The 13,723-nt window shown below is 60.1% G+C and carries 15 protein-coding genes; 11 read left to right on the top strand and 4 right to left on the bottom strand.

Annotated elements, in window-relative coordinates; all coding sequences use genetic code 11:
- Positions 1-72: 72 nt before the first annotated feature.
- Positions 73-372, top strand: a complete 300-nt coding sequence (locus KUV51_RS05330; RefSeq protein WP_222520543.1) for a DUF6477 family protein — start codon at positions 73-75, stop codon at positions 370-372.
- Here the strand turns inward: KUV51_RS05330 and KUV51_RS05325 are convergent, their stop codons facing one another.
- Complete coding sequence (locus KUV51_RS05325) at positions 373-1,917, bottom strand: trimethylamine methyltransferase family protein (protein ID WP_222520542.1); 1,545 nt, start codon at positions 1,915-1,917, stop codon at positions 373-375.
- A gap of 194 nt (positions 1,918-2,111) precedes the next feature.
- Here KUV51_RS05325 and guaA point away from each other — a divergent pair, with 194 nt between their 5' ends.
- The 10 genes from guaA to KUV51_RS05275 all read left to right on the top strand — a co-directional run bounded on the left by guaA (position 2,112) and on the right by KUV51_RS05275 (position 11,663).
- Entirely contained in the window at positions 2,112-3,686 is a 1,575-nt protein-coding gene (guaA, locus tag KUV51_RS05320; protein ID WP_222520541.1) for a glutamine-hydrolyzing GMP synthase, read from the top strand.
- Positions 3,677-3,955: a putative quinol monooxygenase gene (locus KUV51_RS05315; protein ID WP_222520540.1), complete on the top strand. Its 279-nt coding sequence runs from the start codon at positions 3,677-3,679 to the stop codon at positions 3,953-3,955. The genes guaA and KUV51_RS05315 overlap by 10 nt, the downstream gene beginning before the upstream one ends.
- Positions 3,952-4,821 carry a DMT family transporter gene (locus tag KUV51_RS05310; RefSeq protein WP_222520539.1) on the top strand — a complete coding sequence of 290 codons (870 nt, stop codon included), beginning with the start codon at positions 3,952-3,954 and terminating at the stop codon, positions 4,819-4,821. The genes KUV51_RS05315 and KUV51_RS05310 overlap by 4 nt, the downstream gene beginning before the upstream one ends.
- Positions 4,822-4,968: 147 nt before the next feature.
- Positions 4,969-6,219: an outer membrane protein transport protein gene (locus KUV51_RS05305; protein WP_222520538.1), complete on the top strand. Its 1,251-nt coding sequence runs from the start codon at positions 4,969-4,971 to the stop codon at positions 6,217-6,219.
- Positions 6,220-6,329: 110 nt separating this feature from the next.
- The gene (locus KUV51_RS05300; RefSeq protein ID WP_222520537.1) at positions 6,330-7,265 is read left to right on the top strand and encodes a DMT family transporter; all 936 of its coding nucleotides are present in this window, start codon (positions 6,330-6,332) and stop codon (positions 7,263-7,265) included.
- Positions 7,266-7,303: 38 nt separating this feature from the next.
- Entirely contained in the window at positions 7,304-8,173 is an 870-nt protein-coding gene (locus KUV51_RS05295) for an ATPase (protein ID WP_222521248.1), read from the top strand.
- Positions 8,174-8,206: 33 nt separating this feature from the next.
- Positions 8,207-9,154, top strand: a complete 948-nt coding sequence (gene metA / locus KUV51_RS05290; protein WP_222520536.1) for a homoserine O-succinyltransferase — start codon at positions 8,207-8,209, stop codon at positions 9,152-9,154.
- 4 nt (positions 9,155-9,158) lie between these two features.
- Positions 9,159-10,130: an alpha/beta fold hydrolase gene (locus tag KUV51_RS05285; protein WP_222520535.1), complete on the top strand. Its 972-nt coding sequence runs from the start codon at positions 9,159-9,161 to the stop codon at positions 10,128-10,130.
- A 53-nt stretch (positions 10,131-10,183) separates the two neighbouring features.
- Positions 10,184-11,053, top strand: a complete 870-nt coding sequence (ppk2, locus tag KUV51_RS05280; protein WP_222520534.1) for a polyphosphate kinase 2 — start codon at positions 10,184-10,186, stop codon at positions 11,051-11,053.
- Complete coding sequence (locus tag KUV51_RS05275; RefSeq protein ID WP_222520533.1) at positions 11,046-11,663, top strand: TetR/AcrR family transcriptional regulator; 618 nt, start codon at positions 11,046-11,048, stop codon at positions 11,661-11,663. Before ppk2 ends, KUV51_RS05275 begins: the two co-directional genes overlap by 8 nt.
- On the opposite strand, the gene KUV51_RS05270 is transcribed toward KUV51_RS05275, so the two are convergent.
- From KUV51_RS05270 to rplM, 3 genes are all read right to left on the bottom strand, one after another.
- Positions 11,660-12,622 carry an LLM class oxidoreductase gene (locus KUV51_RS05270; RefSeq protein WP_222520532.1) on the bottom strand — a complete coding sequence of 321 codons (963 nt, stop codon included), beginning with the start codon at positions 12,620-12,622 and terminating at the stop codon, positions 11,660-11,662. The genes KUV51_RS05275 and KUV51_RS05270 overlap by 4 nt on opposite strands.
- A 139-nt stretch (positions 12,623-12,761) precedes the next feature.
- On the bottom strand, positions 12,762-13,250 hold the full coding sequence (gene rpsI, locus KUV51_RS05265) for a 30S ribosomal protein S9 (RefSeq protein WP_222520531.1): 489 nt from the start codon (positions 13,248-13,250) through the stop codon (positions 12,762-12,764).
- 2 nt (positions 13,251-13,252) lie between these two features.
- Positions 13,253-13,714 (bottom strand): 50S ribosomal protein L13, encoded by a 462-nt coding sequence (gene rplM / locus KUV51_RS05260; RefSeq protein ID WP_222520530.1) that lies wholly within the window; start codon positions 13,712-13,714, stop codon positions 13,253-13,255.
- Positions 13,715-13,723: the final 9 nt, after the last annotated feature.

Here is a 13,723-nt window from a genome sequence, read left to right as displayed (position 1 = left end):
TTCAGGTTGTGCAATGGTTCCCGCAACGCCGCTCTCGGGGAAAGGGCGACGCAGCAAAAAAGGAGACCGGAAATGCAAGATATTCTGACCATGCTCAGCACCCTGCGCCGCCCACGCCTGCTGATGCGTGCCGCACGAATCGGTGCTGAAGACTACCGCCGCAGCGCGCACCTTCCGCGCCTTCTTGGATACGGAAACCTGCCACGTCACGGCGCGGCATTGATGCGCCTGATCGAGATTGAGGGTGAATTGAACGCGCAACGGATGACGGACGATTCGTCCTACAGCCTGTTGCGCCACATCGATATTCTGATCGCAATTGTGGGCGAGGCTCGGATTCTGCGTGCAGCGCAAACCGAGCCCGCCACCTGATCACATAAAGCTGTCGGGCTCCGCCGCCTTCTTTTCGGCGATGTAAGCGTCAAGGGCCTCGCGTATGGCGGGGTCCATGGGCGGTTGCTGATAGTCCGCCAACAGCTTTTTGACACGAAGAGTGGCAAGCTGCGCAGTGTCGCGCGCGCCCTCGTCTTCCCACGTCTCGAACGGTTTGTAGTCCAGCAGATCGGACTTCCAGAACGCTTCTTTGAAATTCGCCTGCGTATGGGCGCAGCCAAGATAGTGCCCCCCGGGCCCGACTTCACGTATCGCGTCAAGCGCCTGCGCGTTCTCGTCAACCTGCACACCGGCGGCCAGATGATGCAACGTGCCAAGCTGATCTGCGTCCATTACGAACTTCTCGTAAGAACTGACAAGGCCGCCTTCCAGCCAACCGCAGGCGTGGAGCATGAAGTTTACCCCGGCCAACAGCCCCATGTTCAGTGAGTTGGCCGTTTCATAGGCCGCCTGCGCATCCGGCAATTTCGAGCCACAGAACGATCCCGCCGAGCGGAATGGCAGCCCAAGCCGCCGCGCCAGTTGCCCTGCCCCATATGTGATATGTGCCGCCTCGGGCGTACCGAACGTCGGCGCGCCCGAATTCATGTCGATCGAGGTTACAAAGGCCCCCATGATGACAGGGGCCCCTTCCCGGCAGAGCTGGGAATAGGCAATGCCCGCCAACACCTCGGCCAGGACCTGCGTCAAGGTGCCGGCAACCGACACAGGTGCCATGGCTCCACCAACGATAAAGGGCGATATGATGCAGGCCTGATTTGCCTGGGCGTAGACCTCGAGCGCGCCCATCATCACATCGTCGAACGTCATGGGCGAGTTGATGTTGATGAGCGAAGTCATCACGGTCTTGCGCGTGACGAAGTCCTTGCCAAAAACGATCTCTGCCATCTCGACGGAGTCGCGCGCACGGCTGGGTTCCGTGACCGACCCCATGAACGGTTTGTCCGAGAGGGTCATATGGGCGTGCAGCATGTCGAGATGCCGTTTGTTCACCGCCACATCCGTGGGTTCGCACACGGTGCCCCCGGAATGGTGCAACCATTTGGACATGTAGCCTAACTTCACGAAGTTGCGGAAATCCTCCATGGTGGCATATCGGCGCCCACCATCGGCATCGCGAACAAACGGCGGGCCATATACCGGCGCCAACACCAGGTTGTTGCCGCCCATTTCGACGGAACGGGCCGGATTGCGGGCATGTTGGGTATAGGACGACGGTGCCGTCGCACAGAGCTTCCGTGCCAGCCCGCGGGGAATGCGCACCCGCTCTCCGCTCACATCGGCTCCGGCGTCGCGCCACCGGTCCAGGGCAGCAGGGTTGTCGGGGAAATTCACACCGATTTCTTCCAGGACCGTCTCGGCATTGTATTCGATGATCTCAAGCGCCTCTTCGCTCAAGACCTCAAAATTGGGGATATTGCGCTCGATAAACCGGGCAGTCTCGAAGGACACGGCACTGCGTTCGGCCCGCCGGGCCGCACCACCGCCCCCACGTCCACGTCTGCGTGTCGCTGCCTCGGCCATGACCTATCCCCTCTTTTCCATGTGACTGGGTGCACTTGTGATTACCGCATCGCAGCATCCCGCGCAGGCCCATAGCGCCCCCCAAGGGAAAAAAGCGACATGCACCCTTCTTCTGACCAAAAATACGACGGGGTCTGGGGCAGCGCCCCAGTCAGGCGCTTGCCACCCTTCGCACACGGGCCTATTGCAACCCCATGACCGACCAGAGCCACGACCGCCTCCTTATCATCGACTTCGGCAGCCAGGTAACGCAGCTGATCGCGCGTCGCCTGCGCGAACTCGACGTCTACTGCGAAATCCACCCCTACCAAAATGTCACCGACGACACCCTGCGTGACATCGCGCCCAAGGCGGTGATTCTGTCCGGTGGCCCAGACAGCGTGACACGCCCCGGCTCACCCCGTGCGCCGGAGGCACTTTGGACCATGAACGTTCCCGTTCTGGGCATCTGCTACGGCCAGCAGGCCATGATGCAGCAACTGGGCGGTCAGGTGGATGGCGGCAAGATCTCGGGCGGCGGCGGGACCGCCGAGTTTGGTCGGGCCTTTGTCACACCAGAAGGACAACTTGACCTGCTTCAGGGATGGTTTGACGACGGTCGAGAGCAAGTATGGATGAGCCACGGTGACCACGTGTCGAAACTCGCCCCGGGTTTCGAGGTGTACGGCACCTCTCCCAACGCGCCTTACGCCATCACAGCTGACACGTCTCGCAACTTCTACGCGGTTCAGTTTCACCCCGAGGTGCATCACACCCCGAAGGGCGCGCAGCTTTACGAGAATTTCGTGCGGCTTGCCGGCTTCTCTGGCGACTGGACTATGGGCGCCTATCGCGAGGAAGCCGTGGAGCGTATCCGCGAACAGGTCGGTGACAAGAAGATCATCTGCGCCCTGTCTGGCGGTGTCGACAGCTCCGTCGCCGCAGCGCTCATCCACGAAGCGGTCGGCGACCAACTGACCTGCGTCTTCGTCGACCATGGCCTTCTGCGCAAGAACGAGGCTGAAGAGGTCGTGGGCATGTTCCGCGATCACATGAATCTTCAGGTCATCCACGCGGACGAAACTGAGTTGTTCCTGGGCGAGCTTGAAGGCCAGTCCGACCCCGAAACCAAGCGCAAGATCATCGGGCGCCTCTTTATCGACGTCTTCCAGAAATACGCCGACCAGATCGAAGGGGCCGAATTCCTGGCCCAAGGCACACTCTACCCGGACGTTATCGAAAGCGTCAGCTTTTCGGGCGGACCATCCGTGACTATCAAATCGCACCACAATGTCGGCGGCTTGCCGGAAAAGATGGGTCTGAAACTGGTCGAGCCGCTGCGAGAACTTTTCAAGGACGAAGTCCGCGCCTTGGGCCGCGAGCTTGGCCTGCCCGACCACTTCATCGGGCGTCATCCCTTCCCCGGACCCGGCCTTGCCATCCGCTGCCCCGGAGAAATCACGCGCGCCAAGCTCGACATTCTGCGGGAGGCCGACGCCGTCTACATAGACCAGATCCGCAAACACGGGCTCTATGACGACATCTGGCAAGCCTTCTGCGCGATCCTGCCGGTGCGCACCGTGGGCGTGATGGGTGACGGCCGGACCTACGACTATGCCTGCGCCCTGCGCGCAGTGACGTCGGTCGATGGTATGACGGCCGACTATTATCCGTTCAGCCATGAATTCCTGGGCGAAACGGCAACACGGATCATCAATGAGGTGCCGGGCATCAACCGGGTGACCTATGACATCACGTCGAAACCTCCGGGCACGATTGAATGGGAGTGACACTGGAGGGGTTTCTACGCTGTGCCTCAGAAGACGAAGCTGCTCGGGTACGGGCCGCTTTGCCAGAGCATGTGCAGTTAACGCGCGCCGAACCGGGGTGCATCCGTTTTGATGTCACGCCCACTGATGACCCGCTTGTATGGGCCGTTTCGGAAGAGTTCGTGGACCCTGCCGCTTTTGAGGCACATCAGGCGCGCGCATGCGCATCAGACTGGGCACGAGAGACACAAGGGATCGCACGCGACTACACCGTTACAGGCGTGCCATGAGCCCAATTCTCAAGGCCGCCTTGTGGATGACCGGCTCAATCGCGTCTTTCTCGACCATGGCCGTGGCCGGGCGCGAGGTGTCAGACAGCCTCGATACCTTCGAGATCATGATGTATCGCAGCCTTGTCGGCGTGGTTGTGGTCTGCACTCTGGCCATAGCGACGGGGGCCTGGCGCAGCATTCGCACCGATCGGACCGGTATTCATCTGGTGCGCAACCTCGCCCATTTCACGGGCCAAAATCTGTGGTTTTACGCGGTCACGGTCATTCCGCTTGCGCAGGTCTTTGCCCTTGAATTCACCTCGCCCATCTGGGTGATCGTGCTCAGCCCGCTGGTGCTGGGTGAACGGTTGACGGCGGTGCGCGCGCTGGCCGCGATCATGGGGTTCATCGGTATCCTGATCGTGGCGCGGCCCGACATGGCAGGCCTGAATGCGGGTGTCATTACCGCCGCGTCGTCCGCGATTTTCTTTGCCCTGACAATCATGCTGACCAAGCGCCTGACACGGCACGAAGGAATCACGTCAATTCTCTTTTGGCTGACAACGATGCAGCTGGTCATGGGCGTCATCATGGCGGGATATGACGGGCACATCGCCCTGCCCGATTGGCAAACCGGGCCATGGGTGTTCCTGATCGGCTGCGCGGGCCTCTTGGCGCACTACTGCCTGACCCATGCGCTTGCCATCGCACCTGCGACAGTGGTCGTGCCCATAGATTTCATACGGTTGCCCACCATCGCGGTGATCGGCATGCTGGTCTATGGCGAGGTGATCGACATCTGGGTTTTTGTCGGTGCAGCCATCATTTTTGCGGGCAATTACGTGAACATCTGGGTGGAATCGCGCGGGTCCAAAGCGCTGTGACCTGAATGTCACAGACTTGTGACGCTCCGTCACATGGCACGGTCTGCCCTAGCGTCAATATTGACGCACCCCCCTTGAAACCGGCTTATAGGTTCCCAACGCGCACTCACTCGACATCAATGCCGCGCGCCTTTGGGAGGAAACAACATGAAAACCCGCGCTCTTGCGGCGGCAGCCCTGTTGCTGTCATCCACGTCCGTCTATGCGGCTGGTCTTGACCGGTCGTTCCAGAACGTGTCTTCGATCTTTGCCGAAGACAACACACTCAGCTTTACATTCTCGCACGTGTCGCCCGACGTGACCGGAACCGACGCACTTGGTTCAAGCTATGATGTCGGCGAAAGCTACGAACAGACGGTTCTAAGCTTTACCAAGGACATCACGGATAAGTTCACCCTTGGTTTCATCACGGATCAGCCTTTTGGTGCCGACGTATTCTACAACGCCGACCCGAACACCAGCACGCTGGGCGGAACCGGCGCGGACCTGTCGAGCGAAGCCTACAAACTGGTGGCAAAGTATCAGTTCACCCCCCGCTTCAGCCTGTTCGGCGGCGTGCAGGCACAAACTGTCCGGGCGAGTGTCAATCTGAATGGTCAGGCGTATCGGGGCGCGATCCCCGTCGCCGCCGTTGCACGGGCAAACGGCACCAGCGCAACGACACTTGGTGCTGCGCTACAGGGCGACCCAAATGCACAAGCCGCGCTGGTCGGTGCCGGGCTGAACCCGCTCGTTTTGGGCGGCCAGGTGCAGGCTGCGCAGGGCGCTTTCGATGTCGACAACGGGTACAGCTACAGCCAGGATGCCCAAACAGAATACGGCTGGTTGATCGGCGGCGCTTACGAAATCCCGGAAATCGCGTTGCGTTTGGCTGTCACATATCACGCAGCCATCGACTACACGGCCACAACCACAGAACAAATCCTGGGCAACACCGTTTTCGGAACCGTCGATTTCGAAACACCAGAGTCGGTGAACATCGACTTCCAGACCGGTATCGCAAAGGACACGTTGCTGACAGCATCGTACCGCTGGACTGATTTCGACGCGGTCGATCTGGTCCCCACTGCGCTGCAATCGGACCTCGTGAACCTCGACGACGGTGAACGTTTCACCCTGGGCGTGGGCCGCCGCTTCACAGAGAACTTCTCAGGCTCCCTCACACTGTCATACGAGCCCGAGGGTGATGACGATCTGGTTTCGCCCCTTGGTCCAACCGACGGTCTGTTCGGCATTTCTATCGGTGGCCGGTACACGCAGGACAACATGGTGATCTCGGGTGGCATCAACTACTCGTGGCTGGGCGATGCCCGCCCCGAGGTGGCTGGCCGACCCGTCGCATCCTTCACCGACAATTCATCCTTGGCTGTCGGTTTCAAGATCGATTTCACTTTCTGATCTTTGTCCCCGCGGGGACAAATCATCAAACCCCGCCCCTTTTCGGGCGGGGTTTTTCTTTGCGCAAGTTCCGGGTGGCTTGGTCACCTCACGCCTGACACTGTGCAGCCATGACATCGCAAAAGACATTATCCGGTCGCGCTTGGGTCGAGTTGATCCTGCTCGGCACCATCTGGGGCGCCTCGTTCCTGTCCATCCGCATCGCCCTTGACGAAATCAACCCGCTCACGAGCGTTGCGCACCGCACGTTCTGGGCGATGTGCGTGCTCTGGATCATTGTACTGGCCTGGCGCATTCCTGTCCCACGCAATCCGCGCATCTGGGTCGCCTTCATCGGCATGGGGCTTTTGAACAACGTGATTCCCTTTGTCCTTATGGCCTGGGGTCAGCTGCACATCGAAACCGGCCTCACGTCGATCCTGAACGCTGCGACAGCCATATTTGGCGTCATTGCAGCCGCCCTGTTTTTCGCAGACGAGCGCATCACCATGCGCAAGGCCATGGGCGTCTTGTTGGGCTTTTTCGGTGTCGCAATTGCAATTGGGCTCGACAACTTCCGATCCTTCGACTTGCGAAGCCTCGCGCAACTGGCCGTGGTCGCAGGGACAATCAGCTACGCTCTCGCCAGCGTGTGGGCACGGCGTTTTCTGGGTGGATTGCCGCCACAAATCGCAGCAGCTGGAATGTTGACCGGATCGACGATCATCACGGTGCCGCTCGCGTGGTTTGTGGACGGGCCGATCACCCTGAACCTGCAAAGCGATACCATCCTTGCCATAGCCTATTACGCGCTCATCGCCACGGCTGGTGCTTACCTGCTGTACTACCGCGTGCTGGCCATGGCGGGATCGGGAAACCTCATGCTGGTCACACTTGTCATCCCGCCCGTTGCCATCATCCTCGGCGCCTTGGTGCGGGACGAGGCCTTGTCGCCCAACGCTTTTGTCGGCTTCGCCTTCTTGGCCCTTGGGCTCGCCATACTTGATGGTCGCATCCTGACTGTTCTCAGACGCGCGAGCGTTGACCGACCTACCCCGCGCAGCTAGGACAGCCCCAAAACGGGGATACGGGGACCATGAACACTTTGCTCTATCGCGATGCAGACGCGTGGCGCGCAGCACCAACCAAGCGCGTGCTCGTTTTCGGCATGTCGGGCCTGGGCAAGACACACATGTCCACGACGGTGCGCGACAGCGGCAACTGGTTTCACTACTCGATCGACTACCGCATCGGCACCCGCTACATGGGCGAACGCATCACCGACAATGCCAAGGCCGAGGCGATGAAGGTCCCGTTCCTGCGGGATCTCCTGATGTCCGACAGCATCTATATCGGTTCGAACATCACGTTCCACAATCTCAGCCCCGTCTCGACCTATCTGGGCAAGCCAGGTGACCCAGCCAAGGGTGGTCTGCCCATTGCGGAATATCGCAAACGCCAGGAACAGTTCCGCCAATCCGAGATCGCAGCACTGAACGACACCGGCCATTTCGCGGAGCGAGCACAACAGCTCTATGGCTATCCGCATTTCATCTGCGACACGGGCGGTTCGATCTGTGAATGGGTCGATCCGGCGAATGATCATGATCCGCTGATGACAACGCTCAGCGCTGTCGCCCTGCCGATCTGGATCAAGGGAGATGAGGCGCACACGGCGGCGCTCATCACACGGTTCGACAAGGCGCCAAAGCCGATGGCCTATCAACCCGAATTCCTGCTGTCCTGCTGGACCGACTATCTGGTCGAAACGGGTACGGCCGAAGACAAGGTCGATCCGGACGCCTTTGTGCGCTGGACCTACGCGCGCGCGCTCGCGCATCGCCAACCGCGCTACGAAGCCATGGCGCGCTGGGGCGTGACCGTCACGGCGGACGAGGTTGCCTCGCTCAAAGGTGAAGCGGATTTCATCCAACTTGTCGCTACGGCTCTTGAGCGTCGGCCCGTGTCAGCCTAAGTCCGGTCTTCACACGTCAATCGGACCAGAACCATGCCCATCAAATTGCCATCCACCCTGCCCGCTTATAACGTTCTGACGAACGAGGGCGTGATGGTCATGGACGAAGAACTGGCCGCGCATCAAGACATCCGCCCGCTCAAGATCGGGCTTCTGAACCTGATGCCCAAGAAGATCCAGACGGAAACACAGTTTGCCCGCCTGATCGGGGCCACGCCCCTGCAGATCGAGCTGAGCCTGATCCGCATGTCGGAGCACGAGACCAAGAACACCGCCGCCGAGCACATGGAGAGCTTCTACCGCCCGTTTCAGGACGTGAAGGCCGAGAAGTTCGACGGGCTGATCATCACCGGTGCGCCCATCGAACATCTCGACTTTGAAGATGTCGACTATTGGGGCGAGTTGGAGGAGGTCATGGACTGGACCCAATCCAACGTGCATTCGACCTTTGGCGTGTGCTGGGGTGGCATGGCGATGCTGCACCACTTTCATAAGGTGCCCAAACACCTTCTGGGATCGAAGCAATTTGGTACGTATCGGCACACAAACATGTCACCCGCCTCGCCCTATCTGCGCGGGTTTTCGGACGACTGCGTGGTACCTGTCTCCCGCTGGACCGAAGTGCGCGCGCCCGAGGTCGAAGCTGCGGGCCTGCCGATCCTCTTGGGCTCGGACGTGACCGGCCCTTGCCTGATCGAAGACCCGGACCACCGTGCGCTCTATATCCTCAACCACTTCGAATACGACAGTGACACGTTGAAACAGGAATATGACCGCGACCTTGCCTCGGTGCAGGTCGACGGGGCCGAGATTGGCCTGCCTGTCGATTACTTCCCGGATGATGATCCAACACGGACCCCCACCAACCGCTGGCGCAGCCACGCCCATCTTCTTTATGGCAATTGGCTGAGCGAGATTTATCTGACCACCCCGTACGACATGGAACGGATCGGGCAGGACCGCACCGACTTGCGGGGGTAAGGGAATGAAAACATCGTTTTACGTGGTTCTGGGCCTCGTGGTCCTGAGCGTTGTGGTGGTGCAGGTACTGGCAGCAAAGCGCGAGCGGGACGCGGCTGCCGCCTTTCCCCCGACCGGGCAGATCATCGACGTGGACGGCGTTGGCGTGCATGTCGAGCAGATGGGCAACGGCCCCGATCTCGTCCTGATCCATGGGGCTTCCGGGAACACGCGCGATTTCACCTTTGCGTTCGCCGACCGGGTCAAGGATCGCTACCGGGTGACAATCCTCGACCGCCCCGGGCTGGGCTGGACAGATCAGGTTCTGCCGCGGCACCGTTCGGCCTGGACCACAACACATGCCAATCCAACCGAGCAGGCCCGCCTGCTCAAGGCGGCAACAGATCAGTTGGGTGTCGAACGGCCGATTGTGCTTGGCCATTCCTTCGGCGGCATTGTCGCGCTCGCCTGGGCGCTGGAGTTCGACGACCTTGCGGGGATCGTATCGGTGGCGGGCGTCGCCAATCCATGGCCGGGAGAGTTAGATTGGACTTATCAGGTGAACGGTTCAACCATGGGCGGCGCTTTGATGGTGCCGGTCCTGTCGGCTTTCCTGCCCGAAAGCTACATCGACACCGCGGTATCAAGTATTTTTGCCCCGCAAACTGCGCCTGCGGGCTACACAGATCACGTAGGCCCCGCCCTGATCCTGCGTCGGGCCTCAATGCGCGCCAATGCGCGGCAGGTGAACTGGTTGCGCCCGCATGTGGTTGAGATGTCACAGAAATACCGCAGCATCACCGTGCCAGTCGAAGTGGTGCATGGGGATGCCGACACCATCGTGCCTCTGGACGTGCATTCGGCCAAGTTGCCAGGACAGATTGACGGGGCCAATGTCACTGTTCTGCCGGGCGTGGGGCATATGCCACAACACACCCATCCCGAAGCGGTTGTTGACGCAATTGACCGTGTCGCCGCACGTGCGGGTTTGCGTTAATCGCTTCTCTGACCCATATTGGATGTTAAGAGCAGTAACTTGAGGCCAAAACCATGAGCCTTCCCTTTGACGGCGCGATCACGGAATTCTTCGAGACCGGCGCGCCGGATGATATTCGTGACAAGATCAGCACGGCGGACAAGGATGACATCCTGACCCCGACCTATCCGTACGAGGAACGGATGGGGCGCAAGCAATACGAACGAGAGATTGAAGCGCTGCAGATCGAACTGGTCAAAATGCAGAAATGGGTGACCGAGACCGGCGCGCGCGTTGTCTGCGTCTTCGAGGGGCGCGATGCGGCTGGCAAGGGCGGCACGATCAAGCGGTTCCGCGAGAACCTCAATCCGCGCAGCGCTCGTGTCATCGCCCTGTCGAAGCCAACTGAAAAGGAAGCCGCCGAGTGGTATTTTCAACGCTATATCAGGCACTTGCCCACAGCGGGAGAAGTCACGTTCTTTGACCGAAGCTGGTACAACCGCGGCGTGGTCGAGCATGTCTTTGGCTTTTGTACCCCCGCCCAACGCGAACAGTTTTTTGTTCAGGCCAAACCATTTGAATCGATGCTGGTCGATGACGGCGTGCATGTCTTCAAGTTCTGGCTGAACGTGTGCCGTGCCGAGCAGTTGCGCCGCATCCTCGCCCGTGAAAACGATCCGCTCAAACAGTGGAAACTCAGCTGGATCGACGTTGAAGGATTGAAAAGGTGGGATGACTACACGGATGCCATCCGCGAGACGCTGGACCGGTCCCATTCCAGCCATGCGCCGTGGACCATCGTGAGGTCCGACGACAAGAAGCGCGCACGCCTGAACGCCATCCGCACGCTGCTGCATGGGCTTGACTACACGAACAAGGACCCGCAAGCCATTGGGAAGATAAACAAAGATGTCTGCGGCGGGCCGGATATCTGGGATGCCTAAGCGCGGCTATCACCACGGCAATCTGCGTCAGGCCCTGATCGAAGCAGCGTTGAAGCTGATCGAAGAAAAGGGTCCGACCGGCTTTACCCTGTCCGAAGCGGCCAAACAGGCGGGCGTGACACCCGCCGCTGTGTATCGCCACTACGAGGGTCGCGAGGACCTGATCGCGGAATGCGCGCGCCAAGGCTACGGCATCTTTGCCGACCTGATGGAACATGCCTACGAGTCCGGACAGCCCTCGGCCCTTGCGGCATTTGAGGCGACGGGGCGTGCTTATCTGGCCTTTGCCCGTCGTTTTCCGGGGCACTACATCGCCATGTTCGAAAGTGGCATCTCCACAAATCGCACACCGGAGCTCGCCGATGTGGTCAGCCGCGCCAACATGGTCCTGGAAAAAGCGGCGGGAGACCTGTCCGAGCATATTCCGGAAGACAAACGGCCACCCGCTTCCATGTTCTCCGCGCATATTTGGGCATTGAGCCACGGCGTGGTGGAATTGTTCGCGCGCAATTCACCCGGAAAGGCATCGCCCTTTCCGCCCGACGATCTTTTGGAATCCGGGATCGGGATTTATCTGCGTGGCCTTGGCCTGATCAAACCCGACGGCTAAGTGATGTGGAAATGCGGCAGCAGATCGCCCGCGATCCGCTTCAACGTATCTTCGACGTCATCGAAATTGTAGCGCAGGTTGAGGGCAACATGGTTCACGCCCATCTCTTGCAGACTACGCAGATGGTCGCGAAGAAAGGGCGTGCCCGCTTGATACCCGAGAACGATTGGGCGCGTGGGGGCCGTGGGCTTGTCCACCACATCAACATAGAGCGATTGCATCACCGGCTTGTCCCCCTGACCCGTAGCGGCCACGTGGCGGCGATATGAGCTGATCAGATCCCGTTGGTTTTCGGCATTTCGGGGATAGGTGATCCAGCCATCCCCGTGTTCCGCCCCCCATTCCGGTGTTTGCTGGCTGCCCCCCGTGATCAACAATGGCACCTGGCCCGTGACGGGCTTCGGCAGCATGTCCATATGCCCGTTCAAACGACCCTGTGCTGCATCCAGCTTGGGAAAACTCTCAGAACAGGTCCGAATATAGTTCACACTGTCCCGGAACCGCGCGCCACGGTCGTCATAGCCCATGTTGAGAGCCGGGTACTCTTCGGGCCTATCGCCGGATGCGATGCCCAGCATAACCCGCCCCCCGGACAAAACATCAGCCGAGGCGGCGGCCTTCGCCACATGCGCCGGATGGCGCAAAGGCAGGATAACACTGCCCACACCCAAACCAATCCGCGACGTGCATGCCGCCAACGCCCCGAGATAGACAAAGGGATCAAAGATCTGGCCGACATCCCCAAAGGCGGGCACATTGAAAGGTACGTCGCGCAGCCAGACAGCGGAAAAGCCAAGCGTTTCTGCCAATTGCACCCGCTCGATATGCCGCTGCAATGTGGGGATGTCTTCCGGCCCGTATTCTTCGATCGGCAGAAACAACCCGATACTCAGACGGCCGGGTTGGAACGTCGCGTTATAGGCCCGGTTCATCTTGGGGAAGGAAAGGTCAGTCTTCATGGCGCCTGTCACGTTGTGCCCGCAGCACCACCCTGCCCGCAGCGCTTGGAAGGTCAATCGGAAAACCAGAAACCGCGCAAGACACCAACAAAAAGGCCGCCCTGAGCAGAGCGGCCTTCTTGAAAGCATCGTGTAGGACTTAACGTTTGGAGAACTGGAAGCTCTTCCGCGCCTTGGCCTTACCGTATTTCTTACGCTCGACCACACGGCTGTCGCGGGTCAGGAAGCCAGCGGCCTTCAGCGCGCCGCGCAGGGCGGGATCGTACAGCTGAAGCGCCTTGGAGATGCCGTGCTTGACCGCACCGGCCTGACCGGACAGGCCGCCACCTTTGACCGTGGCAGTCACGTCGAACTGGTCCTCGACACCCGCAACCTGGAACGGCTGGCGCAGGATCATCTGCAGCACCGGGCGCGCGAAGTATGTATTCATTTCCTTGCCGTTCACGGTGACCTTACCCGAACCGGGCTTGATCCAGACACGGGCAACCGCGTCTTTGCGTTTGCCGGTCGCATACGAGCGGCCAAACTCGTCGCGAACGGGTTCGCGGGGCGTCAGCTCGACCTCTGCCGGGGCGGTGTCGCCAGCCACAGCTTGCAGGTCTTCGAGTGTGTTGATTTCGTCAGCCATGCTTATGCGCTCCGGGTGTTTTTCTTGTTCATGGATTTCACATCCAGAACTTCGGGGCTTTGTGCCTCGTGCGGGTGCTCGGCACCGGCATAGACACGCAGGTTGGTCATTTGCTGGCGCGACAGGCGGTTGCCGGGCAGCATGCGCTTGACCGCGAGGGTCACGACGCGCTCGGGATGTGCACCCTCAAGGATCTGTTCCTTGGTGCGCGACTTGATCCCGCCTGGGTGGCCGGTGTGCCAGTAGTGGTGTTCCTGACGCTTGTTGCCCGTCAGTTGCACCTTGTCGGCGTTGATGATGATCACGTTGTCGCCCATGTCCATGTGGGGTGTGAACGACGGCTTGTGCTTGCCACGCAGACGCATGGCGACGATCGAGGCGAGACGGCCCAGAACAACGCCCTCGGCGTCGATCAGGATCCATTTCTTGTCGATGTCCGCAGGAGTTGCGGTATAGGTTTTCATTGCGGTGAA

Source organism: Tateyamaria omphalii (assembly GCF_019802125.1).
GTDB classification, from domain to species: domain Bacteria; phylum Pseudomonadota; class Alphaproteobacteria; order Rhodobacterales; family Rhodobacteraceae; genus Tateyamaria; species Tateyamaria omphalii_B.
The sequence above is the reverse complement of the archived record's forward strand: the minus strand, read 5'-3'. Positions and strand labels throughout refer to the sequence as shown.